Consider the following 26,526-nt stretch of genomic DNA (forward strand, 5'->3'; position numbering starts at 1 on the left):
CTTGCACCACCGAATACGGATAGATCGCGCGGTATGGGTCCCGGCCTTCGCCGGGACGACGCTACACCACGATACTCAATCGCTTCGCCGCGCGCGTGATCCCCGTGTACAGCCACCTCGCCCTTGAGTCCTGAAACGCAAAGCTCTCGTCGAACAGCACGACGTCGTCCCATTGCGAGCCCTGCGATTTGTGTACGGTCAGCACGTAGCCGTAGTCGAACTCGTCATAGGGCTTGCGCTGCTCCCAGGCGACCGCTTCGACGCCGCCCTCGAAGCAATCGGCGCGCACCGAGACTTTTGTCACCTTGTGCCCGAAATCCTCGTCGGGGGAGAGGCGCATCGAGAGGATGCGCGATTTCGAGCGCGAGGTGTTGCGCGATTTCACGCGCCAGAGGCCGCCGTTGAACAGGCCCTTCTTGCGGTTGTTGCGCAGGCAGACCAGCTTGTCGCCGGCGACCGGAAAAACATCCTCGATGTTCTGGCGCTGCCGCACCCGCATGTTGTAGGCGCGGCGCGTGTTGTTGCGCCCGACCAGCACCTGGTCGGCGCCCATGACGCGATCGGGGTCGAGCTCCTTGCGCGACACCACCTCGCTCTCGCCGTAACGGCCGATCTCGAGCTCGCGGCCCTCGCGGATGTCCATCGACATCCGCACGATCGGATCGTCCTGGGCCTGGCGGTGCACTTCGGTCAGCATCGCGTCCGGCTCGGTGTTGGTGAAGAAGCCGCCGCCCTGGATCGGCGGCAGCTGCGCGGGGTCGCCGAGCACCAGCAGCGGGCAGTCGAACGACATCAGATCGCGGCCCAATTCAGCATCGACCATCGAGCATTCGTCGATCACGATCAGCTTGGCCTTGGAGGCCGGCGCGTCGTCCCACAATTCAAAGCTCGGCTGCTCCTCGCCGGATTCGCGGGCGCGGTAGATCAGTGAATGGATGGTGGAGGCGTCGTCGCAACCCTTGTTGCGCATGACGAGCGCGGCCTTGCCGGTGAAGGCGGCAAACTTCACCTCGCCGTCGACGCCGTCGGCGATATGCCGTGCCAGCGTGGTCTTGCCGGTGCCGGCAAAGCCGAACAGGCGGAAGATCGGCGGCGTGCCGTTGCGGCCGGGTTTGGCTTTGAGCCAGTCGCCGACGGCTTTCAGCGCGGCATCCTGGTGCGGGGTGAATGTCGGCATGTCTGTCTTGAGGAAGGGCGAGGCGATTCGCCATCCCTCAAAACTAACCATTCGTCCCGCCGGTTCAAGCCGGCTGAGCTTTGGCCGCCGCGATCGTCAGCGCAATTTTAGATTGTCCCTGCACGAGCGTGATGCGACAATGATCAGGCAGATTGCGGGTTTGAAGTCGTTTTCCAGCAAGTCGAGCCTCGCCATGTCCCAGCTGCCCTCCGCCAGCTTTGCATCCGAACGGCTCCACGCGCTCGACGCGGTCAGGGGTTTTGCCCTGCTGCTTGGCATCGTCCTGCACGCGACATTGTCGTTCGTTCCGTCCCCGACCAGGATCTGGATCATCCAGGACACCCATCAAAGCCTCGCGCTCGCCCTGCTGTTCTTCACCATCCATGTCTTCCGGATGACGACCTTCTTCCTGATGGCGGGCTTCTTCGCCCGCATGAGCCTTCAGCGCCGGGGCAGTCTTGGCTTCGTCACGGACAGGTTGCAGCGGATCGCGCTGCCGCTCGTGGTCGGCTGGCCGATCCTGTTCGCGCTGATCTTTCTGATCGTGACCTGGGCGTCTTTTTTCCCGAATGGCGGCAGGGTCCCCGGCGCACGCACCTGGCCGCCGGTGCTGCCGAATTTCCCCCTGACCCATCTCTGGTTTCTCTATGTGCTGCTGGAGCTCTATGTCGCCATGTTCCTGCTCCGCGGCGCGATCGTTTGGCTCGACACGTCCGGCGCTCTGCGATCGCTGCTTGACCGTCTCTTCGCGCGGATCATGCGAAATCCGCTCGCTCCCCTGATCCCGGCGATCCCGATCGGCATCGCGTTCGGCCTCGACCAGAGATGGGTCACTGTGTTCGGCGTCAGGACGCCGGATCAATCGCTCGTCACCAATGCGCAGGCCTGGATCGGCTTCGGCACCGCATTCGCCGTCGGCTGGTTCCTGCATCGGCAGGTCGATCTGCTGCGGCTGCTCGAGCGGCGCTGGCTGGCGCATCTCCTGCTCGCAATCGGCCTGATCCTGATCAGCTTCGTTCTAGTGGGTGTGATGTTCCCCGCGCCGGGCGCACCGAAACCGCCGTTCAGCTTCGCGACGCTCAGGCTCGTCTCCGTGGTTCTGTATGCGCCGGCGATATGGATTGCGACCTTCGCGGTCATCGGTCTCGCGCTCCGCTTCATGTCCGGCTTCAGCCCGGCCCGGCGCTATCTCGCCGACGCCTCCTACTGGCTCTATCTGATCCACCTGCCGATCGTGATGGCATTGCAGGTCGCGCTGTCGCAGCTCGACTGGCCCGGGCTGGTCAAGTTCGCAATCATTCTCCTCGTCGCGATTCCGCCGATGCTGGCGAGCTATCATCTCTTGGTGCGCTTCACCTTCATCGGCGTGATCCTCAATGGCCGCCGCGCCGAGAAGCGCGTTCTCCCGCAAGGCGGAATTGCGACTGCGTAGACAGCGCCGCCCCGCGCATTAAGATGGGCGCAACAAAAATAAGCGGGCAAGAAAACTTGCAAGAACACTTGCAAGAAAACTTGGGAGAGACGTCGTCATGAAGTTCGGCATCTTCTACGAGCTGCAGCTGCCGCGGCCCTGGGTGGCCGGCGACGAACTCGCCCTCTACCAGAACGCGCTCTCGCAGCTGGAGCTGGCCGACAGCCTCGGCTACGACCATGCCTGGGTCGTCGAGCATCACTTCCTCGAGGAATATTCGCATTCACCCTCGCCGGAATCCTTCCTCGCGGCTGCGAGCCAGCGCACCAAAAACATCCGGCTCGGCCACGGCATCCTCCAGCTCACCACCAACCATCCGGCCCGCGTCGCCGAGCGCGTCGCGGTGCTCGACCTGCTCTCCAACGGCCGCTGCGAATTCGGCATGGGTGAGAGCGCCTCGATCACCGAGCTGACGCCGTTCGGCCGCGACATGGAGACCAAGAAAGAAGTGTTCGAGGAGGCCGTCGCTGCGATCTTCCCGATGTTCAAGGACGCAGGATCCGAGCATCACGGCAAATATTTCGACATCCCCTTGCGCAATGTCGTGCCAAAACCGGTGCAGAAGCCGCATCCGCCGCTGTGGATGGCCTGCTCGCAGCTGCCGACCATCGAGCGCGCCGGACGCCACGGCTTTGGCGCGCTCGGCTTCCAGTTCGTCAGCGCGGACGCCGCGCATGCCTGGGTGCATGCCTATTACAACGCGATGACCAAGCGTCTCGCAAAGCTCGCCGATTACGAGATCAACCCGAACATGGCGCTGGTGTCGTTCTTCATGTGCGCAAAGACGGATGAAGAGGCGCGTGCGCGCGCCGACGGCGCCACCTTTTTCCAGTTCGCGCTGCGCTTCTACGGCGCCGCGCAGAACCGCCAGCGGCCGGCGCCCTACACCGTCAACATGTGGGACGAGTACAACAAGTGGAAGCGCGATAACCCGGAGGCGCAGGAGGCGGCGCTGCGCGGCGGCCTGATCGGCTCGCCGGAGACGATCCGGCGGAAGCTGAAGCGCTTCCAGTCCTCGCATATCGACCAGGTCATCCTGCTGAATCAAGCCGGCAAGAACAGCCACGCGCACATCTGCGAATCGCTCGAGCTGTTCGGCCGCGAGGTGATGCCGGAGTTCCAGAACGATCCGGCGCAGGCGGCCTGGAAGCAAAGCGTGATGAGCGGCGAGATCAAGCTGGAAGAGATCGACACCGAGGCTTTTACGGACCGCTACGGCAAGCTCGCCATCAACGTCCCGCCGGCAAAGGCGGCGGCGGGGTAACGCTTCGTATCCGGCATGGGCCCCGGCTCAGCAGCGCACCGCCGAAGAGGCGCTGCGCTGCATCCGGGGCACGAGACTGTACGCGATACGCCAACTCTCGTGTCCCGGACGCGCTGCAACGCGTAGCGTTGCCGCGCAGAGCCGGGACCCAGAAGCGGCATAGGTCAACTCAGCCGACTTCCAGCTAACTCCCACTGCTGATATCGTCCGCCAAAAGAACCTTGGCGGAGGAAACCCATGCGGCCCCACGCGATGGCCTCAAATCCAGCGGCCGGCGACATCACGTCCGCGGTGCTCGCCATCGGCCGTCCCGACTTCCCGAACATCCTCATCGACACGCTGCGCCGGCAGGCCGGCGTCGGCCATTGCATGGTGTTCGCGCTGAGCCGCGCCGGCACTGCAAGCTGCCTGCTCGATGCCGGCAACATCCCGACCGGAGCCGATCTCGGCGCAGCCTATGCCGGGCAGTTCCACGAATCCGATCCGAACCGCGACGCGCTGTTCGAGGCCGAAGGCGGCACGCCGATCATGCTGCCGTCGTTCGCGCCGCGGATGTACGGCGCGCGCTACCGAAAAATCTTCTTTCACGATTCCGACATCGTCGACAAATGCGCGACCGCGATCTGGACTGGAGACACCTGCTTCTACGTCAATTTCTACCGCATCACGTCCCAGGGCCGATTCGACGATGCCCAGCGTGCGCGGCTGCAAACCATCGCGCCGGCCATTGGCGCAAGTGTCGCGCGTCATTTCCAGCGGACCGCCACTGCGACGCTCGACCAGAATCTCGCCACGCTGTTCGCGACACGCGCGCCGCTCTCCGCACTGACGCCGCGCGAGCAGGAGGTGTGTCGACACATCCTGCTCGGCTTAAGCTCCGAGGCGATCTCGCAGGCACTCGGCATCAGCCTGCATTCGACCCTGACCTACCGCAAGCGCGCCTATGAGCGGCTCGGCATTTCCTCACAGAACGAATTGTTCTCGATCGTGCTGGCTCTGCTGGCAGGACCACACGGCCTGAACTGAGGGAGACGTCAAGTCCGCGATATCTGCTTCCGGGCGCAAAGCCGATGCGCAGCCCGCCCGCCAGGATCGTCGCCTTTTGGCCGATTTTGTTGCAGAACCCTTGAGGAGCGGAGCAAACCGTGATTCCGTGAGGTGAAGCGGCCATCGACGGAGCGTTTCGATGATGGGGCGGTGCAAGAGTGAGCAGGGTCAGCTGTTCTATGCGTTCGACCTCGAAGCCGTAGTACCGGACGACCATCAGGTTCGGCAGATTGCGGCAGTTCTCGATCTCTCGCTACTCCAACACTGGTCGGCCATCGGTCGATCCGGAGTTGATGATCCGGATGCTCATCCTCGGATACGTATTCGCGATCCGCTCGGAGCGAGCATTATGCCGCGAGGTCCAGCTCAACCTCGCATATCGCTGGTTCTGCGGTCTTGGCATAGAGGACAGAATCCCGGATCACTCGGCATTCACGCGCGCCCGCAACGAGCGCTTTCGCGATCATGATGTCTTTCGTCACGTCTTCGAACATGTCGTCGTTTCGTGCATCAAAGCTGGCCTTGTCGGCGGCGATGGTTTCGCCGTCGATGCCAGCTTGATCGCGGCGGACGCCAATAAGTGCCGCTCGACCCCGGGCGACAAATGGAGCCACGACATCGACCCGATGAGGGCCAGGCGCGCCGTTCAGGACTACCTTGCCAATCTCGACGATCCGGCATGGGGTCGTGCGACCGACGTCGTGCCGAAGTTTGTCGCGCCGTCCGACCCAGCCGCGCAGTGGACTGGCGCACTGCGCAGCGCCGCGTTCTTCGCCTACGCCGACAATTACCTCGTCGACATCAAGTTCGGTATTATCATGGATGTCGAAGCGTCCCGGGCGATCCGCCAGTCCGAGGTTGGCGCATCCCAGACGATGATCGAAAGGACTGAGAAGACGTTCGGCATCAAACCCGACTGGCTCGTCGCGGATACGGCCTACGGCGCGGCCCAAAATCTCCACTTCCTGGTCGATGTGAAGGGGATCGCGCCCCACATCCCGGTGATCGACAAGTCAAAGCGCGACGACGGCACGTTCAGCCGCGACGATTTCATCTATGACGAGGCGCGCGATCAATGTATCTGCCCCAGCGGCAAGATCCTGCCGCGCTCAAGTGGAGCACGCGGACCACGCGGGGATGACGCTATCTCGTATTTCTCGCGCGTCGCCGATTGCCGCGACTGCCCGCTCAAGTCCAAATGCTGCCCAAACTCGCCTAGCCGGAAGATCACACGCCACGTGCATGAGGCAGCGCGCGATGTCGCCCGCGCGATCGCCAAGACGCCTGCCTACGATCAGACCCGACGAGATCGCAAGAAGGTTGAGATGCTGTTTGCGCACCTCAAGCGGATTCTGCGGCTCGGCCGCCTGAGGCTGCGTGGCCCGGCCGGCGCGCGGTTCGAATTTACGCTTGCAGCAATCGCTCAGAACCTTCGTCGCTTTGCCAAGCTGGCGCTCCATCCACCCAACACGGCCGCACCGTGCGTTGCGTAAGTGGCGTCCGTCGCGTTGGTTGCGTCAAACATCAGTGCCCGGGGGCGTATCCGCAGCCCATGCCGGGCAGGCGGCCGAGAGATCGCGAGCCCAAATTTTCAGATCTCGGCCTCGGCTGAGAGCGTCGATCCTACCGACTTCTGCAACAAAATCGGCCCTCAACGGACGCGAGAAGAGCCCACCTGCGCAGCTATTTCAACTCGCTCGCCAGGAACTGTGTGACACGATTGATCGCATCCGCGCGGGCTTCGGGATTTGATCCCGCGATCGGCGAACTGCCATCCGGCCGTTTCTGGCTGATCATTTGCATCATCGGAAGGTTCGGATGATCGAAGGCGTGATAGGTGTCGGGATAGAAATACATGTCAATGGGAGGGCTGCCTTCGGCCTTTGCCCGTGCGACCATGTCCTTGCACGGTCCCGGAGGCGTCGCGGTGTCTGACTCGCCCATCAGCAGCAGCATCGGTTGGCGGGGCCGCCAATGCGGGTCCTTGTCCGCGACTGGAGGGCAGTTCGGGTACAGTGCGATCGCAGCCCGGAAATCCTTATCCGGTGCCACATCTTTCGGCAATGCGCCGTTGGCGATCGTGAACATCATCGCCATTCCGCCGTACGACTGACCAAGAATGGCAATGCTGTCGGAGCGAACGTCGGAGCGCGACCTCAAATAATTCAACGCGCCATACACGTCCATTGGCGTCTCCCGGTTCGGCAGAACGGGGCGCGAGAAGACCGGCAACATTGCGCAAAGACTGCCGTGTCCGCGGGGTTGAAAGGAATCGATCAGGAGAAGGAGGTACCCCTTTTGAGAGAGGATTTCGCCCCATGTTCCGTAGAGCGGGCGGACTTCGCCTTTTTCGTTTGTTGCGCCGTCGCATCCGTGAATGCTGACAACTGCTGCAAAAGGACCTGGTCCTGATGGTCGGTAGAGATAGCCGCTGATGCTCGTTGGCGTTCCACCGTTCAGCTCACCGTCCGTCGAGGCGAATGAAACCTTCTCTTGTGCACTGGCTGTCGAAACCAATATGACAAGGAGACTAAACGCGAACGCAGTGCGATCAAAGAAAGCGATGGTATTCGACTTAGTGGTTTTCGACTTGGAGACCGACGCCATCTCGCGCTCCATGGTTTTGCCAATCAGCTATTCAAGAAGCATTGTCGCTCCATCGTCCTGCTGTCGGGTCGCGCACCGGACACCACGCCGTTACACAACCTCTAGCATCTCAGACATTTGAGGTCGGGTCATCCCCTAAACGGGTGACGAAATGCCGTGTCGCCGCGATCCAGCCCCTGCCGTCCTTGCGGAATACGGGTCCTTTGCCTGCGCGATGTCGCCTCTCGGCCGATTTTGTTGCAGAACCCTTGAGGAGCGGAGCAAACCGTGATTCCGTGAGGTGAAGCGGCCATCGACGGAGCGTTTCGATGATGGGGCGGTGCAAGAGTGAGCAGGGTCAGCTGTTCTATGCGTTCGACCTCGAAGCCGTAGTACCGGACGACCATCAGGTTCGGCAGATTGCGGCAGTTCTCGATCTCTCGTGGGTGCGCGCAGAGCTTGCGCCGCACTACTCCAACACTGGTCGGCCATCGGTCGATCCGGAGTTGATGATCCGGATGCTCATCCTCGGATACGTATTCGCGATCCGCTCGGAGCGAGCATTATGCCGCGAGGTCCAGCTCAACCTCGCATATCGCTGGTTCTGCGGTCTTGGCATAGAGGACAGAATCCCGGATCACTCGGCATTCACGCGCGCCCGCAACGAGCGCTTTCGCGATCATGATGTCTTTCGTCACGTCTTCGAACATGTCGTCGTTTCGTGCATCAAAGCTGGCCTTGTCGGCGGCGATGGTTTCGCCGTCGATGCCAGCTTGATCGCGGCGGACGCCAATAAGTGCCGCTCGACCCCGGGCGACAAATGGAGCCACGACATCGACCCGATGAGGGCCAGGCGCGCCGTTCAGGACTACCTTGCCAATCTCGACGATCCGGCATGGGGTCGTGCGACCGACGTCGTGCCGAAGTTTGTCGCGCCGTCCGACCCAGCCGCGCAGTGGACTGGCGCACTGCGCAGCGCCGCGTTCTTCGCCTACGCCGACAATTACCTCGTCGACATCAAGTTCGGTATTATCATGGATGTCGAAGCGTCCCGGGCGATCCGCCAGTCCGAGGTTGGCGCATCCCAGACGATGATCGAAAGGACTGAGAAGACGTTCGGCATCAAACCCGACTGGCTCGTCGCGGATACGGCCTACGGCGCGGCCCAAAATCTCCACTTCCTGGTCGATGTGAAGGGGATCGCGCCCCACATCCCGGTGATCGACAAGTCAAAGCGCGACGACGGCACGTTCAGCCGCGACGATTTCATCTATGACGAGGCGCGCGATCAATGTATCTGCCCCAGCGGCAAGATCCTGCCGCGCTCAAGTGGAGCACGCGGACCACGCGGGGATGACGCTATCTCGTATTTCTCGCGCGTCGCCGATTGCCGCGACTGCCCGCTCAAGTCCAAATGCTGCCCAAACTCGCCTAGCCGGAAGATCACACGCCACGTGCATGAGGCAGCGCGCGATGTCGCCCGCGCGATCGCCAAGACGCCTGCCTACGATCAGACCCGACGAGATCGCAAGAAGGTTGAGATGCTGTTTGCGCACCTCAAGCGGATTCTGCGGCTCGGCCGCCTGAGGCTGCGTGGCCCGGCCGGCGCGCGGTTCGAATTTACGCTTGCAGCAATCGCTCAGAACCTTCGTCGCTTTGCCAAGCTGGCGCTCCATCCACCCAACACGGCCGCACCGTGCGTTGCGTAAGTGGCGTCCGTCGCGTTGGTTGCGTCAAACATCAGTGCCCGGGGGCGTATCCGCAGCCCATGCCGGGCAGGCGGCCGAGAGATCGCGAGCCCAAATTTTCAGATCTCGGCCTCGGCTGAGAGCGTCGATCCTACCGACTTCTGCAACAAAATCGGCCCTTAGCAGACCAGTCCGGGCATGGTGCTCCGCCGTTGACGAAAGAGCGGAGCGTGTCCGCTCCGCCGGGCGTTTCAGACCTCGCCTCATTCCGGAAGCGCGTTGTCCACGTCGCGACCTATATCAGGCGGGACGCCCAATTTTTATGCTGCTGAGCAAGAGTTCGGCGTTAACCACGACTGACGGTTCCAGTCCGAACGACATCGCTTCGAAGTTTCTTAAATTTTGCTGGGTACCTGTTTTGGGCATGGTGACCTGGGAGAAGACATGAGCAAGCGGGCCAAACGTGGAAAGGCACAGACGCTCGCAATACCAATGGCCGCGAGAGTTGCAATTGGCGCCGTGGCCGTCGCCGCATTGGGGTACGGTTTGCTGTCTCGCCCGGCGAGCGTGCAACCGACACGGACACCGGCCGCGCACGAAGCCCGGGCATCGTCAACTCGGGTTTACGTGGCAGCACCAGCTCACGCATCAGCGCCAGCTCCGGCTCAGATTCCGGCCCCGGCCCCCGCGCCTCCGGTCGAACCTCCAAAGGCCGCTGATGGTCCCGGAGCCTTTGTCCGGCAGGTGGTTGACTACACCAGCCACCAGACGCCGGGCACCGTGATCATCGATACCAGGAACACATTCCTTTATTTCGTTCTGAACGACACGCAAGCGATGCGCTATGGCATCGGTGTTGGCCGCGAAGGTTTCGCGTGGTCCGGCGAACAGACTGTCGCCCGCAAAACAGAATGGCCGGATTGGCGTCCGCCCGCAGAGATGGTCGTGCGTCAGCCTTATCTGCCGCGGTTCATGGCGGGCGGTCCCGGCAACCCGCTCGGCGCCCGGGCGATGTATCTCGGCGAGACCGAATATCGAATTCACGGCACCAACAAGCCCGATACGATCGGCAAGCGGGTGTCGTCCGGCTGCATCCGGCTGACCAATGACGACGTCACCGACCTTTATGAGCGGGTGAAGGTCGGAGCGAAAGTGATCGTGCTTCCGGCATCGCCGTCGAGCCGGCCCTCCGCCGCCAACGCGCAGATGTCGTCATCCGGACCGAAGGTCGCCGAAGCGCAGTAGCTCGGTCCTCCGTATTCAGTCTTCAACCCGACGAATGCTTCTCCAGTGCCAGCGCGATCCTTTCGATGACGGCGTTCTTGCCTCGGATTTCGGCGAGTTCCCGTTCGACCATCTCGATCATCTTCGGACCGGACAACCACCCGCGCGCATGCGTGCCTGTTCGGGAGCAAACCCAGATCGTCACCGCCAGAAGGACAACAATCGCAGCGATCCATGAGAGCATCTGCTCCAGATCGAGGTCGGCGATGGAGCGACGGAAATCGCCCTTGAGCAGGTACGCGGTGGAGCGGCCGTTACGGGCGTCCTTGTCTTCCGGATCGAGCGTGATCATCTGATCGTAGTCGGCGATCGCGCGGTCGAGATCGCCCTTGGCTCGATAGGCATAGCTGCGATTGGCGTAGGCGTCCCTGTACCTCGGATAGAGCGTGATCGCCTGACTGCTGTCGGCGATGACGCGATCCAGGTCACCTTTCTCCCTGTACGCAACGGAGCGGTTGTAATAGGCGAGCGCATAGCTCGGATCGAGTGCGATCACCTGGTCGTAGTCGGAGATGGCACGATCGACATCTCCTTTGACCAGATAGGCGTAGCCGCGAGCGCAAAGTGCGCTTGTGTTGTTCGCATCGAGTTGGAGGCTGTCGGTATAGTCCGCGATGGCACGCTCATAGTCGCCTTTGGCTTGATAGGCGTAGCCGCGCGCGCCGTATCCGACCCGCTTTCCATAGGTCGACAGGCCGCCTGCGAACGCCCGGTCGACGTCCGCTATCGCCCGGTCGTAGTCGCGCCGGTGGTTGTAGATTTGCGACCGGTTCAGCAATGAGCTGACAGCCTTCGGATCAATCCGGATCGCCTCGGTATAGTCCTTGAAGGCGCGGTCCACGCGATCGGCGTAGTTCGTCCATGACCAGGCGTAGCCGCGGTGATGATACAGGTCGGACAGGTCCCACTCATCGTAGTCTTGGCTCTGGATCGCGCGTGTACAGGCGTCGATCGCAGCGGCAGCGGTTTCCTTCGATGCCTTCAGGCAATCCTGTCGATCGTCGGCTGCCGCCGGTCGGCTGACAGAAGCGGCTGTCGCGAATGCAAGGGCAACCAGCCAGACATACGCGGAAATCCCCGAGCGCATACCTTTATCTCCGCGATGGCCGGTGTTCGCGCTAACCCGGAGACGGTTTTTCCAGAGCCGCGGCGATCCTCTCCAGCAATGCATTCGTGCGCCTGTTTTCGACGACCTGCTGCTCGTAGAGATCGACCCAACTCGTCCCGGATGACGAGCGCCGACTCGCGCGCGAGACCCACAGCCAGACGCCCACCAGCATCAGGAACGGCAACCAGGATACGATCACACTCACCACCCAGGACGGCGAAACGCCGCCGGATTTGTTCATGAACGTGAACCAAACGAAGAGCGCACCGACGAGAGCGATCCACATGGCAACCATCAGAAGCCTGAGGCGAGGCTTGGTCATTCCAGTCACGGCAGTTCCCTTGGTTGATCCGAAAGCGAATGCTATCATGGGTTGATCGACCTTTCCATTTCTCGCCGGTGCAGCCGTCGCAACGTGGTTAGCCGTTTCTTTGCGGCGAGCATTCGACATGCGATGACACGCCCTGATGCCGTCTGTCCCTATCGCTAGGGACAGACGGCTGCGCCGCAGTGCGCTAGTCTCCCCTGAATCACACAACAATCCGGGAGAGGCCGCCTTGAGCACCGCGCCGCGCATCGACATCGACCCCTCGTCGTTCTGGGCCGATCCCTATCCGATGCTCGCGAAGCTGCGGAAAGAGGCGCCGATCGCCTTCGTGCCGCAGCTCGGCTCGACGTTACTCACAAGCCGTGACGACATCTCGATCTCCGAGAAGCAGATCGACGTGTTCTCCTCGCACCAGCCTGCTGGCCTGATGAACCGGCTGATGGGCCATAACATGATGCGCAAGGACGGCGAGGCGCATCAGGTCGAGCGCCGCGCGATGTTTCCGACGGTGTCGCCGAAGACGGTGAAGGGCTACTGGACCGCGCTGTTCCAGGCCCATGCGGATCGCATCATCGATGCGATCGAGCCAGGGCGCATCAACTTCATGCGCGACTTCGCGCTGCCGTTCTCCGGCGAATGCCTGAAGTCGATCACCGGTCTCACTAATATCGGTTTCGGCGAGATGGATGCGTGGTCGCAGGGCATGATCGAAGGCATCGCCAATTATGGCGGCGATCCCGCGGTCGAGGCGCGCTGCCATGCCGCAACGTCGGGCATCGATGCCGCGATCGACGACATTTTGCCGGTGATGCGCAAGCATCCCGATCAGAGCATCCTTGGCGTGCTCCTCGCCTCGGGCATGCCGATGGAGAGCGTGCGCGCGAATGTCAAACTCGCGATCTCCGGCGGCCAGAACGAGCCGCGCAAAGCGATCGCCGGCACGGTGTGGGCGCTGCTGACCCATCCCGACCAGCTCGACCTCGTGCGCAGGGGTGAGGTGACGTGGCTCCAGGCCTTCGAGGAATACGCCCGCTGGATCTCGCCGATCGGCATGTCGCCACGCCGCATCGCAAAACCCTGGACCATCCGCGATGTGTCGTTCGAGACCGACGAGCGCGTGTTCCTGATGTTCGGCTCCGCCAACCGCGACGAGAAACATTTTGAGCGCGCCGACCAGTTCGACGTGCGGCGCGACACCTCCAAGAGCGTTGCCTTCGGCGCCGGCCCGCATTTCTGCGCCGGCGCCTGGGCCTCGCGCGCGATGATCGCCGACGTCGCGCTGCCGACCCTGTTCGCGCGCGCCGGGAATATCGAGATCGCCGACGACGAGCCGGTGCGGATCGGCGGCTGGGCGTTCCGCGGCTTGCAGAATCTGCCGGTGAGATGGCTGCATTAGCCCGGAAAGGGCCCGTCCATCCCGAGCGCCGCCATGATGCCATTATGCCCCTGTTTTGCCCGACGAGTCAAATCGACTTCGGATAATACGTAAGCTGTTGTTTCGTATGCCCCGGCTACTGTGCATGGGGTTGTTTTCGATGTTTTTGTTGTCCGGCGGCCAGAGCCTTCCGCCGAGCGCGCCGGGTTCTCACATTCGCGTGCGGGAAAATTCTCCCTGCGTTCGCTCCGCCGCTTGAAAGATTAAACACGCGCACCGTGTCGCGCGCAGTGCTCGCATCGCTATTTTTCCGCGCGTCTCGACACCTCCGATAGCGCGCACCATCATTCCCGCATCGCAAGCAATGACGGCCGCGTACGGCCGGGAGTGTGGAATGCAGCGTCGTGACTTCTTGAGACTCTCTGTTGGAACAGCAGCCGCAGCTGCATTTGCCCCGCACGCGAACGCGCAAGGCGCAGTGAAGGAGATCCGTATCGGCTACCAGAAGAACGGCGTGCTGGTCATCACGCGCCAGCAGGCCGCCTTGGAAAAACATTTCACGCCGCAAGGTGTCGCGGTGAAATGGGTGGAGTTCTCGTCCGGCCCGCCGATGATGGAAGCGATGAATGTCGGCAGCGTCGATTACGGCGCGGTCGGCGATTCGCCGCCGGTGTTCGCCCAGGCCGCGGGCGCCGCGATCGTCTATGCCGCCGGCCAGCCCGTCACCAACGGCCAGGGCATTCTGGTGCCGAAGGACTCGCCGATCCGTTCCATCGCCGAGCTGAAGGGCAAGCGCATCGGCTTCACCAAGGGCTCCAGCGCCCACAACATCGTGGTGCAGACGCTGGAGAAGGCGGGGCTCACCTATGCCGACATCACGCCGGTCTATCTGACGCCGCCGGACGCAGGCCCTGCCTTCGCCAATGGCAGCATCGAGGCCTGGTCGATCTGGGATCCCTATTTTGCGATCGGCGAGACCAGGCAGAACGGTCGCATCCTCGTCAACGCCAACGAGATCACCAAGACCAACTCCTTCTACATCGCCAACCGCGACTTTGCGAAGAACCACGGCGCGGTGTTGCAGCAGATCATCGACGTCACCGCGGCAACCGCCGCCTGGGCCGAGCAACATCGCGACGAGGTTGCAAAGTCGCTCGCAGCCGTCACCGGCATTCCCCTCGATATCCAGACCATCGCAGCCGACCGCTCGTCCTACGCGGTCGGCCCCGTCACCGACGACATCGTCGCGACCCAGCAGGGCGTCGCCGATCGCTTCTACAAGCTCGGCCTGATCCCAAAACCCGTCGTTGTCGGCGACATCGTCTGGCGCAATCCGGCCGCGTGAACCGTGCCGACCAGCCTTCCCATTTCAAGAGGTTCGAACATGAAGCGGATCGTTCAACGCGTGATCGCGGCCATCGTCCTCTCCGTCGGCGTCGTGGCCGCCGCGGTCGGCACGACCTACGGCTAGGAGCACGTCCATGAGCAACAGCAACATCCTCTGGTTCCTGCCGACCCATGGCGATGGCCGTTATCTCGGCACCGCCACCGGCGGCCGCGAGGTCAACTTCAGCTATCTACGCCAGATCGCGCAGGCCGCCGACCAGCTCGGCTATTACGGCGTGCTGCTGCCGACCGGGCGCTCCTGCGAGGATTCCTGGATCGTCGCCTCCGCGGTCGCGCCGTTCACCGAGCGGCTGCGCTATCTCGTGGCGGTTCGCCCCGGCCTGCAATCGCCGAGCGTCGCGGCGCGGATGACCGCGACGCTCGACCGTGTCACAGGCGGCCGGCTGCTCATCAACGTCGTCACCGGCGGCGATCCCGTCGAGAACGGGGGTGACGGCATCTTCCTCGGCCATGACGAGCGCTACGAGGTCACCCGCGAGTTCCTCGACGTCTATAGCGACCTGCTCGCGGGCAAGACCGTCAATGTCGAGGGCAAGCACATCCGCATCGAGGACGGGCGCCTGCTGTTCCACCCCGTGCAGTCGCCGCGCCCGCCGCTTTATTTTGGCGGCTCCTCCGATGCCGGCATCGACGTCGCCGTCGACACCGTCGACAAATATCTCACCTGGGGCGAGCCGCCGGCGCAGGTTGCCGAGAAGATCGCGAAGGTGAGGGACGTCGCCGCCGCGCGCGGGCGAAAGCTCTCCTTCGGCATCCGCCTTCATGTGATCGTTCGCGAGACCAACGACGAGGCCTGGCGCGCCGCGGACGAGCTGATCAGGCATGTCAGCGACGAGACCATTGCCACCGCGCAGAAGACCTTTGCGCGCATGGACTCCGTCGGCCAGCAGCGCATGGCGCAGCTGCATGGCGGCCGGCGCGACAAGCTCGAGATCAGCCCGAACCTCTGGGCCGGCGTCGGCCTCGTGCGCGGCGGCGCCGGCACGGCGCTGGTCGGCGATGCCGAGACCGTCGCGGCCCGCATCCGGGAGTATCGGGACATCGGCATCGATACCTTCATCATGTCGGGCTACCCGCATCTGGAGGCAGCCTACCGCTTCGCCGAGCTGGTGTTCCCGCTGCTCTCGCTCGGGCAGGGCAGCAACGTGACGCGGCTGCATCCCAACCACGGTCCGTTCGGCGAGACCGTCGGCAACGACTTCCGCCCCCACAAGCAAGCCTCGCAATCATGAGCCTCATCGACGGCATCTCGCTTCCGCGGAAGCTTCGGCTGCCACGCGCTGACGGCCTGGTCCAGTGGATCGTGCCGCTCGCCATCATCGCGATCTGGCAGCTCGCCAGCGTCACCGGCTTCGTGTCGACGCGGGTGCTGCCGGCGCCGAGCGACGTCGCGCTCGCCGGCTGGAAGCTGCTGCTCTCCGGCGAGCTCGTCCGCAACATCTGGGTGTCGTTCTGGCGCGCCTCGATCGGCTTTCTGATCGGTGGCAGCATCGGCTTCGCCTTCGGGCTCGCCAACGGTCTGTCGCAGCGTTCGGCAAAGCTCACCGACACCACGCTCCAGATGGTGCGCAACGTGCCGCATCTGGCGCTGATCCCGCTGGTGATCCTCTGGTTCGGCATCGACGAGAGCGCCAAGCTGTTTCTCGTGGCGCTCGGGGTGTTCTTCCCGATCTACCTCAACACGCTGCACGGCATCCGCACCGTCGATCCCCAGCTCGTCGAGATGGGCCGCATCTACGGCATGACCGATGGTGAATCGTTTCGCCGCGTGATCTTCCCCGGCGCGCTGCCCTCGATCTTCGTCGGCATCCGCTTTGCGCTCGGCATCATGTGGCTGACGCTGATCGTCGCCGAGACCATCGCGGCCTCGTCCGGCCTCGGCTACATGGCGATGCAGGCGCGCGAGTTCATGCAGATCGACATCGTCGTGCTCTCGATCCTGATCTACGCCCTGCTCGGCAAGCTCGCCGACACCGCCTCCCGCGTGCTGGAGCGCCTGACGCTCGCCTGGCACCCCGCCTTCCAGAATGGTTGAGAGTGACATGCAGAGAGCGCTTCGTACGTCCCTTCCCGAAACCGAGCTCGCCAGCCGCGCCAATTTTGCGCCGGCGGCCCGCGAGGTGCGCGAGGAGCGCCCGGTCCACAGCAGCGGCCTGCCGCTCAGCATCCGCGGCCTGCGCAAATCTTTCGGCGACAACGAGGTGCTGCGCGGCATCGACCTGCACATCCCGGCCGGCCAGTTCGTCGCGATCGTCGGAAAGAGCGGCTGCGGCAAGAGCACGCTGTTGCGCCTCATCGCCGGCCTGGAAAAGATCGACGCCGGCAGCATCGGCTTTGGTGACGATATCCAGCCCGAGGACATCCGCGTGATGTTCCAGGAGCCGCGGCTGTTGCCCTGGGCCCGAGTGCTTTCCAATGTCGAGGTCGGCCTCGGCCGCGACCGCGCTTCCGATGACGCGCAGTCGCGGGCGGAGAAGGCGCTCGCCGAGGTCGGGCTCGCCGACAAGCGCGACCAGTGGCCCGCGGTGCTGTCGGGCGGCCAGAAGCAGCGCGTCGCGCTCGCGCGCGCACTGGTGTCGCGTCCCCGCGTGCTCGCCTTCGACGAGCCGCTCGGCGCGCTGGATGCGCTGACCCGCATTTCGATGCAGCGGCTCTTGGAGCGGGTCTGGCGCGACCAGGGTTTTACCGCGATCCTGGTAACCCATGATGTGGCCGAGGCGGTCGCGCTGGCCGACCGGGTGCTGGTGATCGAGCAGGGCCGCATCGCCCACGACGTGATGGTTAATGCGGCGCGCCCCCGCCAGCGCGGCTCGGTCGAGCTCGCCGGCCTCGAAGGCTCGATCCTGAGCCACCTTTTGTCGGCGGACGATCGTACCTAGATAGAGGGGACCCCATTTTCGGGGAGCATGCCATGAATCTAGTGCCCCGCGACCTCATGACCGAAATCCCCGTCTCGTCCGTCGATTTCCGCAACGCCATGCGTCACCTGACCGGCGGCGTCAGCATCATCACCGCCGGGCGGGGCAGGGACATCACCGGCATGACGGTTACATCCGTAACCTCGCTGTCGGTCGAGCCGCCGACGCTGCTGGTCAGCATCAACCGCGATGCCTCGTCCTTTCCGCTGATCAAGCGCCACGGCGCTTTTGGGGTCAGCATCCTCAATGCCGACCAGCTCGATGTCGCTGAACGCTTTGCCGGCAAGGGCGGGTTGAAGGGCGCCGATCGTTTTGCAGGCGCGCAATGGGTGACGTCGGTCTCCGGCGTTCCGCTGCTGGTCGGCGCGCTGTCGGCGTTCGACTGCGAGGTCGAGGAGATCGTCGAGCGGCATTCGCATGGCATCGTCATCGGCCGTATCAGGGACATCAAGAATTCGACCCGCAACGCGGCGCTCGCTTATTGGCATGGCCAGTATGTGGCGGTCGACCAGGACGAAGATGCGGTGAAGCTTGCCGATGTCAGCGTTCCCGCGCGTGGCCGGCGCGGCGTTTGATCGCGCGCGCAGGCTGGCCTTTTCCGCAGCAGCGCTCTAGAAGCGCTGCCTGAGCCTTCCCGCCGGGACGGCATTGGAGCGGAACGATGAAGCGCGTCGCGACCTGGGCCTTCTATGCCATCGGCGCGCTGGCGATCGCCTATCTCGCGCTGTTCGCCTATGCGACCTTCCGCGGCCAGCCGATCATTCCCGGCGACCCCATCCACATCTTCCGCAAGCCGGATGCGCCGAATTATTCGTGAGATCCCACGAAATCACCCCCGCAGGATTGCCAGCGCCAATGCCTGCGCGCGCGGCACGATGCTGTCGATCTCGAGATATTCCTCCGGCGTGTGCGCGAGACCGCCGACCGGCCCGAGGCCGCAGATGGTCGGCGTGCCGACCGCAGCGGTGAAGCCGGAATCGGCGCAGCCACCGGAGAACTCGCCCTCGACCGTGAGGCCGGCCTGCTTGGCGGCCGCCTGATAGCCTTCGAACAGCGCCTTCGAGGCCTCGCTCTGCACCACCGGCACGAACTCGCCCTTGATCGTCAGCACAGCGCTGGTGCCCGGCACGTAGGAGGTCGCGACGATCTTTTCGATCTCGGCCATCACGCGCGCGCGGTCCGCCGGATCGACGTAACGCATGTCGATCTGGCCTTCCGCATAAGGGGCGGTGGTGTTGACGGACTGACCACCGGAGATGAGGCCGACATTCAGCGTGATGCCTTTGTTCAGGTCAGTCAGCGCATGGATGTGCATGATCTTGTGCGCAAGCTCGCCGATCGCGCTGACGCCCGCGGAAAAATTGGCGCCGGAATGCGCGGCCTTGCCGGTGATGGCCATGTGCATGAAGATGCCGCCCTTGCGGCTGGTGACGACGTTGCCGGTCGGGCGGCCCGGCTCGGAATTGAACACGGCGCGCGCGGCGCGCCCCTCGCGCTCGATCACCGGACGCGATGAGGGCGAGCCGATCTCCTCGTCGGAGGTGATCAGCACCTTGATCGGATGCGGTGAGCCGCCGAATTTGTGGAAGGCGGTCGCCACGAACACGTTCATGACGAGGCCCGACTTCATGTCGGCAACGCCAGGACCGTAAGCGCGCTTGTCCTTGATCGTGAACGGACGGCGTCCGGCCTCGCCCTTGCCGAACACGGTGTCGCGATGCCCCATCAACAGCACCGGCTTCTCGTTGCTGCCTGGCTTTGCCACCTCGGCATGGATCGCGTCGCCAAAGCCGTCATGGCTTTCCCGCCGGAACGGAATGCCGTGCTCGGAAAAGTGCCGCTCGAACCGCGCACCGACGGCATCGACGCCTTCCTTGTCATAGGACCCGGAATCGATGTTCACGACATCGCGCAACAGATCGATCATCGCCTGCCGCTGCGTCGCCAGCCAATCCGTGATTTGAGCTTCAGACATGTGGTCCCTCGCATGGTTCTCAGGCGGGGTTATAGGCCGTTGCGCGGACTTGACCTAGTCGCCCGATGCGGTGCGGCCATGTCTCTCCACCGTCGTCCCGGCCTTCGCCGGGACGACACCATATATTTGGCTGGTAGGGTGGCCTCCAAAAAAATGCCCGGGACTGAGCCCGGGCACTTGTAGTCGCAATCAGCGCGGACGCTGCCTACGCCCCCATCACCGGCATCCGCGGATATTCACCCGGCGTTCCCGCCGGCGTAATCGGAATGCCGCCGTCGGAATATTCGTTGAGCTTGTTGCGCAGCGTGCGGATCGAGATGCCGAGGATGTTGGCGGCATGGGTCCGGTTGCCGAGGCAGTGCTTCAGCGTCTCCAGGATCAGGTCGCGTTCGACGTCGGCGACGGTGCGCCCCACGAGCGCCCGCGTCACCTGCTCGGCGGCCATGGTGGCATGCGCCACCGCAGGTGCGGTCTTGGCGAGATCGAGGCGGTCGCCGTCCGGGGTGAGGATCGCATCGGGCCCGATCTCGTCGCCCTGTGCCATCAGCACCGCGCGGTGCATGGTGTTTTCGAGCTCGCGGACGTTGCCCTGCCAGCGGTTGGTGGAGAGCACGCGGCGGGCGTCAGCCGAGATCGGGCGCATCGGCACGCCGTTGGCCTCGGCATATTTTTTCACGAAATGCTGGGCGAGCTCCAAAATGTCGGCGGGGCGCTCGCGCAGCGGCGGGATCTTCAAATTCACGACGTTGAGGCGGAACAGCAGGTCCTCGCGGAACGTGCCTTCGCGCACGGCCTCGGCCAGGTTGCGGTTCGAGGTCGCGATGATGCGGATGTCGACGGGTACCGGCTTGGTGCCGCCGACGCGGTCGATCACGCGCTCCTGGATCGCGCGCAGCAGTTTCGATTGCAGGCGGACGTCCATCTCGGAGATTTCGTCGAGCAGCAGCGTGCCGCCGGTGGCCTCCTCGAACTTGCCGATGCGGCGGGCGATCGCGCCGGTGAAGGCGCCCTTTTCGTGACCGAACAGCTCGGATTCCAGCAGATGCTCGGGGATCGCCGCGCAGTTGATGGAGATGAACGGGCGCTTGGCGCGGGTCGAGCGGGTGTAGACGTAGCGGGCCAGCACTTCCTTGCCGGTGCCGGATTCGCCTGTGATCATCACCGAGGCGTCCGAGCCCGCGATCTGCTGGGCGAGCTTGACGACCTTCGCCATGGCCTCGTCGCGATAGATCAGCTCGCGGGAATCGTTGGCGACGGCTGCGAGCACCGCGGCGATCAGCTCCGGATCCGGCGGCAGCGGGATGTATTCCTTGGCGCCGGCGTGGATCGCGGCGACCGCGGCGCGGGCGTCGTTGGTGATGCCGCAGGCGACGATCGGGGCGTGGATGTGCTCGGCCTCGAGCCGCATCACGAGGTCGCGGATGTCGAGGGCGACGTCGACCAGCAGGAGGTCGGCGCCCTTGCCGCCGCGCAGCACGCGCAAGGCCTGCTCGTGATCCTCCGCATGGGTCACGGTGGCGCCGTTCTCCATCGCGATCTTGGTGGCGGTGGTGAGCTGGCCCTTCAATGTGCCAACGATGAGAAGCCGCATGTCAGTCTCCTGTCCGTCTGTTCGCGCTGCCGCGCGTCATTCCTTGCAATTGCTTAACCGCGTTCGGTCCTGATGATTTCCGTCATGGTCACGCCGAGCTTGTCCTCGACCAGCACCACCTCGCCACGAGCGACGAGCTTGTTGTTCACATAGATGTCGATGGCCTCGCCGACGCGGCGGTCGAGCTCGAGCACGGTGCCGGGTCCGAGCTTCAACAGATCGGCGACGTCCATCTTGGACCGGCCGAGCACGGCCGAGACCTGCACCGGCACGTCGAACACCGCTTCGAGGTCGGCGGCGACGCGGGCTGCATATTCTTCCTCGTTGTAGCTGACGTCGTTGCCGGTCGGCGGCAACGGGCCGTTAAGATCGGGCAGCGGGACCTGTCCGTCGGTGTCGCTCATGGCTTAATTCCCTCTGCGGGACGCGATATAGCGTCCGACCAGTTCGTCCACCTTGGCCGCGATGGCGCCGCGCTCCAGCACGACGCCGCCATCGGCCCATTCGATCCGGCAGTCGCCGGTCGCAATCTCGGGCTCCGCCAGGATCACCAGCCGGCCCTCGAAGCCGCTCTGCTTGGCGAGCCGCTCGATCTTCTCCCGCGCGCTGTCGTAGAGCGCGTCGTTGATGCGGACGACGAGATGTGGTGTCGCGACCAGATGCGAGAAGCAGTCCTTGACCAGCGCCATGATTTCGCCGAGCGGCTCTGCGGCGACCAGGTCGGCGCATAGCTTGCGCGCCACCGCGACCGCGACGTCGACCGCTTCGGTCTCCATCTTGCTCTCGATATTGCCGATGCCCGCCGCAATGCCGCGGATGGCGATGTTGATCTCTTCCATGGCGAGCGCGACGCGGCGGTCGCTCTCGGCCTTGGCCTCGCGCTGGCCGGCGGCAAGACCATCCTGATAGGCGCGCGCTTCGGCTTCCGCGACCTTGTGGGCGATCTCGGCCGCGGTCGCGGCCTTCTCGCGCGTCCGGTCGGGTGCGGCGAAGTCGGTATCGAACAGGAATTTTGCCGGAGCGGCCATCAATACACCAGCTCGTCGTCGGCGCGGTTCTTGGTCAGCATGATCTCGCCCTTGGCGGCGAGGTCCTTGGCGAGGTTGACCAGCAGCGCCTGGGCCTCGTCGACGTCGCGCAGGCGCACCGGGCCCATCGCCGCCATGTCGTCCTGGAGCATTTTGGCCGCGCGCGAGGACATGTTGCCGAAGAAGAAGTTGCGGACGTCCTCGTTGGCGCTCTTCAGCGCGACGCCGAGCTTGTCCTTGTCGACGTTGCGCATCAGCGTCTGGGCCGAGCCGGAATCGAGCTTCACCAGGTCGTCGAAGGTGAACATCAGCGCCTTGATGCGCTCGGCGGATTCGCGGTTCTCTTCCTCCAGCGAGGTGATGAAGCGGGTTTCGGTCTGGCGGTCGAAATTGTTGAAGATTTCCGCCATCACCTCGTGGGCGTCGCGGCGGCGGGTCTGCGACAAATTGGACATGAACTCGGTGCGCAGCGTCTTCTCGACACTCTCGATCACCTCCTTCTGCACCGCCTCCATCTTCAGCATGCGGTTGACGACGTCGAGCGCGAGATCCTCGGGGAAGATGCCGAGCACGCGCGCTGCATGCTCCGGCTTCAGCTTCGACAGCACCACCGCGATGGTCTGCGGATATTCGTTCTTGAGGTAGTTGGCGAGGACCTCTTCCTGCACGTTGGACAGCTTCTCCCACATGTTGCGGCCGGCGGGGCCGCGGATCTCGTCCATGATGCCGTTGACGCGCTCGGGCGCCAGGTATTGCTGGAGCAGGCGCTCGGTGGCGTCGAAATTGCCCATCAGCGCGCCGGAGGCCGACATGCGCGAGACGAATTCGAGCAGCATGTCTTCGACCGTGTCGACCTCGACGGTGCCGAGGGTGGACATTTCCAGCGAGAGCTGGCGTACCTCGTCGTCGTCGAGCAGCGACCAGATCTTGCCGCCATACTGCTCGCCGAGCGCCAGCATCAGGATCGCGGCGCGCTTCGGCCCCGCCACCGCTTCGACCTTGGTACCCGCGCGGCTGCCGGCGCGCTGACCGAGCGTGGAGATCACGCTGGTGATGTCGTTCGAGTTGGCGTTTTGCAAGCTGGCGGCCATGTCAGTTCACTTCTCGATTATTTCGTGGGTTCGGTCAGCCATTGGCGGATGATGGCGACGGTTTCGTTGGGGTTGCGCTCGGCGAGCTCGCCGACGCGATGAACGGACTGGGCGTGGACTTGGCCCTGGATGGTGGCGACGTCGATCGCGCTGGCCGCGCCGCTCGGCAGCAGCGACTGGCCGGCGGCCGCCGGCGCGGCCTCGTCGCTCACGGCGGGGCCGGCGAGCACGCCGGAAATGGCGGCGGCGACCTCGTCGGAGGCGAGGATGCGCTTGACCAGCGGGCGGATCACCATGAACAGCACGACCAGGCCGAGCAGCATCATCACGCCGAGCTCGACGAAGTACATGACGTCGTCCTTGGTGAACTGGAGCATTCCGAGGAAGCCGCTTGGCTCGGCGATCGGGGCGGTGGAGGGGGCGTCGGCGAAGCGGAGGTTGACGACCTCGACCTGGTCGCCGCGCTTCTGGTCGAAGCCGATCGCCGAGCGCACCAGGGTTGCGATGCGGTCGAGCTGCTCCTTGGTGCGGTCGGTGTAGGCGAGCTCGCCCTTGTCGTTCTTGGTATAGATGCCGTCGACCAGCACGGCGACCGAGATGCGGTTGACACGGCCGGCCTCGGTCACCTCGGTCTTGGTGGTGCGGGAGATCTCGTAATTGTTGGTCTCTTCGGACTTCTTGCTCTGGTCCTTGGCCGTGACGCCGCTGTTCTGCCCGTTGCCGGGGAGCTCGTTGTTGACTGTGACCTGGCCGTTATTGTCGGCGGTCATGCTCTGCTCTTCGCGGGTCTGGCTCGATCGCAGCACGCGGCCTTCGGGGTCGAACTTGTCCGAGGTTTGCGTGATCTTGTTGAAATCGAAATCGGCGGAGAGCTGGACGCGGGCGCGGCCCGAGCCGACCACGGAGGAGACGATGTCCTCGATCTGCTTGCGCATCCGCTTCTCGAAGGTGGTGCGGCGCTCGTCGCCGAGCGCCTGCTCCGGATCGGACGCCGCACCATCGGCGAGCAGCTGGCCGGATTCGTCGACGATCGAGACCCGCTGCGGCTTGAGCCCGTTGACGGCGGAGGCGACGAGGTGACGGATGGCGCGGATCTGCTGGGCCTCCAGCGAGCCGCGAACGCGGACCACGATCGAGGCGGACGGCTCCGGCGCCTCGCGCGAGAACAGCGGGCGCTCGGGCAGCACGAGATGGACGCGCGCGGCCTGGATGCGGTCGATGGCGCGGATGGTGCGGGCAAGCTCGCCTTCCAGCGCGCGCAGATGATTGATGTTCTGGACGAAGGAGGTGGTGCCGAGCGCGTCCGACTTGTCGAACACCTCGTAGCCGACGCCGCCGCCCTTGGGCAGGCCGCCCTCGGCGAGCTTCATCCGCAGGCGCGTGACCTTGTCCTTGGGCACCATGATGATGGTGCCTTCGTTGCGCAGCTCGAATTGGATGCCCTGGCGTTCCAGATCCTTGATAATGCTGGACGAATCTTCGACCGAGAGGTCGGTGAACAAGGTCGTCATCTGCGGCGTGGTGACGCGCATGATGACGAAGGCAAAGAAGCCGATGAGCGCGGCGGTGACCGCAATCATCGCCCCGAACCGGGCGGCGCCGATACCTTTTAAAAAGTCCGCAAGACCTTGCAAGCAACCGCCCCGACAGATTCGGCTGCTTTCACTGGAAAGGCCGAGTGGGCAATTATTGCCTAGGTGATGGTTTCGATATGGTTAACGAAGGTTAAGAGCTCGGACAAAAGTCCCGCCAAAAGCGAACATGAAAAAAATCAGCCTCGCTTGGCAAGGCCGATTTTCGTCAAAAGCCGCAGATTTCCGGATCGCTTACTGGCGATATTGCTGGATGCGGGTGGTGCGAAGACCCGCCAGACCGTGCTGGTCGATGGAAAACTGCCAGGAGAGGAATTCGTCGACCGTCAGGGTATAACGGCTGCAGGCCTCTTCAAGGGACAGAAGGCCGCCGCGAACGGCAGCGACGACTTCAGCCTTGCGGCGGATGACCCAGCGTTTGGTGCCGGGTGCAGGCAGATCAGCGATCGTCAGCGGACTGCCGTCCGGCCCGATGACGTATTTTACCCTCGGGCGATGGGGTTCTGTCATGGCGTACTCACAAACTCTCAACCACTGAACTCACGCCACAACCGTACCCATCCCGGCTTAAAAATCCGCTAAGCCTAAGGCTTCAATACAATTCTCGTTGAATCCGGCTGGAACGAAGCTGGCCCGGCGGGCTGAAAACGTGATTCAGCAGGCCGAGCGGCAGAGAAGGTAAATACTTCACTAACAAACGAGGCCCGCGCGCGTCGCCGCGGAGCCCTAAGTGGTCGTCCCGGCGCAGGCCGGGACCCATAACCACAGGGAGGAGTTTGCCGAAGACTCGGAGTTCGGAAGCCTTCGCGGTACTGCTACCTGCGCCTCATCGATCAATCACGCGGTATGGGTCCCGGCCTTCGCCGGGACGACGGTTCCTCAATTACTCGTCGCGACGATGCTCTTCACCTGGCTCAGCGTGTAGCTGCTGCCGTCGATGGTGAGCAGCGGCGGCGACTGGGTCAGGTCCACCGAACTCACCACGCCCTGCACCTGCGCTGCGATACCGACATTGTTGTTCGCGACGTCCTTGCCGGTTGCCGTAATCGTATATTTGCCGTCCGGCCATTGCGTGCCGTCATTGCCCTGGCCGTTCCAGGTGAAGGGAACGTCGCTGGCAGCGCCGGCGGTATATTTGCCGGTAAACACCGTCTGGCCGCTGGAATTGGCGATGGAAATATCGACGGTCGAATCCGTCGGCACGTTGAGGTGCCAGGTCGCCGAGGCGTTCGTCATGGTCGCGGTGGTGCCGTCGACCACCGCGGTCTTGCCGACGAAGCCGAGCGCCTGGGTCGCCTGCGTGGTCTGTTGCAGGGTGACGAGCTGGGACAACGAATCGTTGGTCTTGAGCTGCTGCTCGACGCCGGCGAATTGCACCAGCTGCTGGGTGAACTGGTTGGTGTCGAGCGGATCGAGCGGGTTCTGGTTCTGAAGCTGCGTCGTCAGCAGCGTCAAGAAGGTCTGGAAATTGCCGGCGAGCGTCGCGCCCGTGGACGAGCTCAGGCTCGAGCTCGACGACGAGGACGACGAAGATGACGTCGGCGTCGTGCCGGAGACGACGGCGGGGGCGGTGGCGGCATTCGTGGTGGTCATCTA

The 26,526-nt window shown here is 63.8% G+C and carries 23 protein-coding genes and 2 pseudogenes; 13 read left to right on the forward strand and 12 right to left on the reverse strand.

Annotated elements, in window-relative coordinates; genetic code table 11:
• Window positions 1–61: 61 nt before the first annotated feature.
• A complete protein-coding gene (locus IC761_RS06540; protein ID WP_195802458.1) occupies window positions 62–1,177 on the reverse strand; it encodes an ATP-dependent DNA helicase in 1,116 nt (371 codons plus the stop codon).
• Window positions 1,178–1,370: 193 nt separating this feature from the next.
• Between IC761_RS06540 and IC761_RS06545 the strand changes: the two genes are divergently transcribed.
• From IC761_RS06545 to IC761_RS06560, 4 genes and pseudogenes are all read left to right on the forward strand, one after another.
• Window positions 1,371–2,609 (forward strand): acyltransferase family protein, encoded by a 1,239-nt coding sequence (locus tag IC761_RS06545; RefSeq protein WP_195802459.1) that lies wholly within the window; start codon window positions 1,371–1,373, stop codon window positions 2,607–2,609.
• 97 nt (window positions 2,610–2,706) lie between these two features.
• On the forward strand, window positions 2,707–3,912 hold the full coding sequence (locus tag IC761_RS06550) for an LLM class flavin-dependent oxidoreductase (protein ID WP_195802460.1): 1,206 nt from the start codon (window positions 2,707–2,709) through the stop codon (window positions 3,910–3,912).
• Window positions 3,913–4,149: 237 nt separating this feature from the next.
• Complete coding sequence (locus IC761_RS06555; protein ID WP_195802461.1) at window positions 4,150–4,938, forward strand: helix-turn-helix transcriptional regulator; 789 nt, start codon at window positions 4,150–4,152, stop codon at window positions 4,936–4,938.
• A gap of 160 nt (window positions 4,939–5,098) precedes the next feature.
• Window positions 5,099–6,452, forward strand: a pseudogene (locus IC761_RS06560) (IS1182 family transposase).
• 190 nt (window positions 6,453–6,642) lie between these two features.
• Here IC761_RS06560 and IC761_RS06565 read toward each other — a convergent pair.
• Window positions 6,643–7,566: a dienelactone hydrolase family protein gene (locus IC761_RS06565; RefSeq protein WP_195802462.1), complete on the reverse strand. Its 924-nt coding sequence runs from the start codon at window positions 7,564–7,566 to the stop codon at window positions 6,643–6,645.
• A 308-nt stretch (window positions 7,567–7,874) separates the two neighbouring features.
• On the opposite strand from IC761_RS06565, the gene IC761_RS06570 reads away from it, so the two are divergent.
• Both IC761_RS06570 and IC761_RS06575 read left to right on the forward strand, forming a co-directional pair.
• Window positions 7,875–9,254, forward strand: a complete 1,380-nt coding sequence (locus IC761_RS06570; RefSeq protein ID WP_195798804.1) for a transposase — start codon at window positions 7,875–7,877, stop codon at window positions 9,252–9,254.
• A gap of 423 nt (window positions 9,255–9,677) precedes the next feature.
• Window positions 9,678–10,478 carry a L,D-transpeptidase gene (locus tag IC761_RS06575; RefSeq protein WP_195802463.1) on the forward strand — a complete coding sequence of 267 codons (801 nt, stop codon included), beginning with the start codon at window positions 9,678–9,680 and terminating at the stop codon, window positions 10,476–10,478.
• A 22-nt stretch (window positions 10,479–10,500) separates the two neighbouring features.
• Here the strand turns inward: IC761_RS06575 and IC761_RS06580 are convergent, their stop codons facing one another.
• Window positions 10,501–11,604, reverse strand: a complete 1,104-nt coding sequence (locus tag IC761_RS06580) for a tetratricopeptide repeat protein (protein WP_195802464.1) — start codon at window positions 11,602–11,604, stop codon at window positions 10,501–10,503.
• Between the two features lie 31 nt (window positions 11,605–11,635).
• Window positions 11,636–11,947 (reverse strand): hypothetical protein, encoded by a 312-nt coding sequence (locus IC761_RS06585; RefSeq protein ID WP_246791446.1) that lies wholly within the window; start codon window positions 11,945–11,947, stop codon window positions 11,636–11,638.
• 235 nt (window positions 11,948–12,182) lie between these two features.
• Here IC761_RS06585 and IC761_RS06590 point away from each other — a divergent pair, with 235 nt between their 5' ends.
• The 7 genes and pseudogenes from IC761_RS06590 to IC761_RS06620 all read left to right on the forward strand — a co-directional run bounded on the left by IC761_RS06590 (window position 12,183) and on the right by IC761_RS06620 (window position 18,470).
• On the forward strand, window positions 12,183–13,349 hold the full coding sequence (locus IC761_RS06590; RefSeq protein WP_195802465.1) for a cytochrome P450: 1,167 nt from the start codon (window positions 12,183–12,185) through the stop codon (window positions 13,347–13,349).
• Window positions 13,350–13,722: 373 nt separating this feature from the next.
• Window positions 13,723–14,673 carry a sulfonate ABC transporter substrate-binding protein gene (locus tag IC761_RS06595; RefSeq protein ID WP_195802466.1) on the forward strand — a complete coding sequence of 317 codons (951 nt, stop codon included), beginning with the start codon at window positions 13,723–13,725 and terminating at the stop codon, window positions 14,671–14,673.
• 136 nt (window positions 14,674–14,809) lie between these two features.
• Entirely contained in the window at window positions 14,810–15,967 is a 1,158-nt protein-coding gene (gene ssuD / locus IC761_RS06600) for an FMNH2-dependent alkanesulfonate monooxygenase (RefSeq protein WP_195802467.1), read from the forward strand.
• On the forward strand, window positions 15,964–16,770 hold the full coding sequence (gene ssuC / locus IC761_RS06605) for an aliphatic sulfonate ABC transporter permease SsuC (RefSeq protein WP_195802468.1): 807 nt from the start codon (window positions 15,964–15,966) through the stop codon (window positions 16,768–16,770). Before ssuD ends, ssuC begins: the two co-directional genes overlap by 4 nt.
• A 208-nt stretch (window positions 16,771–16,978) precedes the next feature.
• Window positions 16,979–17,614 (forward strand): annotated as a pseudogene (locus IC761_RS06610) (ATP-binding cassette domain-containing protein); the annotation flags it as partial.
• Window positions 17,615–17,646: 32 nt separating this feature from the next.
• Window positions 17,647–18,228, forward strand: coding sequence for a flavin reductase family protein (locus IC761_RS06615; protein ID WP_195802470.1), 582 nt, complete (start codon window positions 17,647–17,649; stop codon window positions 18,226–18,228).
• 86 nt (window positions 18,229–18,314) lie between these two features.
• Entirely contained in the window at window positions 18,315–18,470 is a 156-nt protein-coding gene (locus tag IC761_RS06620) for a hypothetical protein (protein WP_195802471.1), read from the forward strand.
• Between the two features lie 12 nt (window positions 18,471–18,482).
• Here the strand turns inward: IC761_RS06620 and IC761_RS06625 are convergent, their stop codons facing one another.
• The 8 genes from IC761_RS06625 to IC761_RS06660 form a co-directional block, all read right to left on the reverse strand.
• Window positions 18,483–19,628 (reverse strand): M20 family metallopeptidase, encoded by a 1,146-nt coding sequence (locus tag IC761_RS06625; protein WP_195802472.1) that lies wholly within the window; start codon window positions 19,626–19,628, stop codon window positions 18,483–18,485.
• A 205-nt stretch (window positions 19,629–19,833) separates the two neighbouring features.
• Window positions 19,834–21,219 carry a sigma-54-dependent transcriptional regulator FlbD gene (gene flbD / locus IC761_RS06630; protein ID WP_195802473.1) on the reverse strand — a complete coding sequence of 462 codons (1,386 nt, stop codon included), beginning with the start codon at window positions 21,217–21,219 and terminating at the stop codon, window positions 19,834–19,836.
• A gap of 53 nt (window positions 21,220–21,272) precedes the next feature.
• A complete protein-coding gene (gene fliN / locus IC761_RS06635; RefSeq protein ID WP_195802474.1) occupies window positions 21,273–21,623 on the reverse strand; it encodes a flagellar motor switch protein FliN in 351 nt (116 codons plus the stop codon).
• A 3-nt stretch (window positions 21,624–21,626) separates the two neighbouring features.
• Window positions 21,627–22,247: a FliH/SctL family protein gene (locus IC761_RS06640; RefSeq protein WP_195802475.1), complete on the reverse strand. Its 621-nt coding sequence runs from the start codon at window positions 22,245–22,247 to the stop codon at window positions 21,627–21,629.
• A complete protein-coding gene (fliG, locus tag IC761_RS06645; RefSeq protein ID WP_195802476.1) occupies window positions 22,247–23,338 on the reverse strand; it encodes a flagellar motor switch protein FliG in 1,092 nt (363 codons plus the stop codon). The genes IC761_RS06640 and fliG overlap by 1 nt, the downstream gene beginning before the upstream one ends.
• A gap of 17 nt (window positions 23,339–23,355) precedes the next feature.
• Window positions 23,356–24,972 (reverse strand): flagellar basal-body MS-ring/collar protein FliF, encoded by a 1,617-nt coding sequence (gene fliF, locus IC761_RS06650; RefSeq protein WP_195802477.1) that lies wholly within the window; start codon window positions 24,970–24,972, stop codon window positions 23,356–23,358.
• Between the two features lie 192 nt (window positions 24,973–25,164).
• Window positions 25,165–25,440: a CtrA inhibitor SciP gene (sciP, locus tag IC761_RS06655; RefSeq protein ID WP_002714638.1), complete on the reverse strand. Its 276-nt coding sequence runs from the start codon at window positions 25,438–25,440 to the stop codon at window positions 25,165–25,167.
• A 369-nt stretch (window positions 25,441–25,809) separates the two neighbouring features.
• A complete protein-coding gene (locus IC761_RS06660; protein WP_195802478.1) occupies window positions 25,810–26,523 on the reverse strand; it encodes a flagellar hook assembly protein FlgD in 714 nt (237 codons plus the stop codon).
• Window positions 26,524–26,526: the final 3 nt, after the last annotated feature.

Origin of the sequence: Bradyrhizobium commune (genome assembly GCF_015624505.1) — a bacterium.
Classification (GTDB): domain Bacteria; phylum Pseudomonadota; class Alphaproteobacteria; order Rhizobiales; family Xanthobacteraceae; genus Bradyrhizobium; species Bradyrhizobium commune.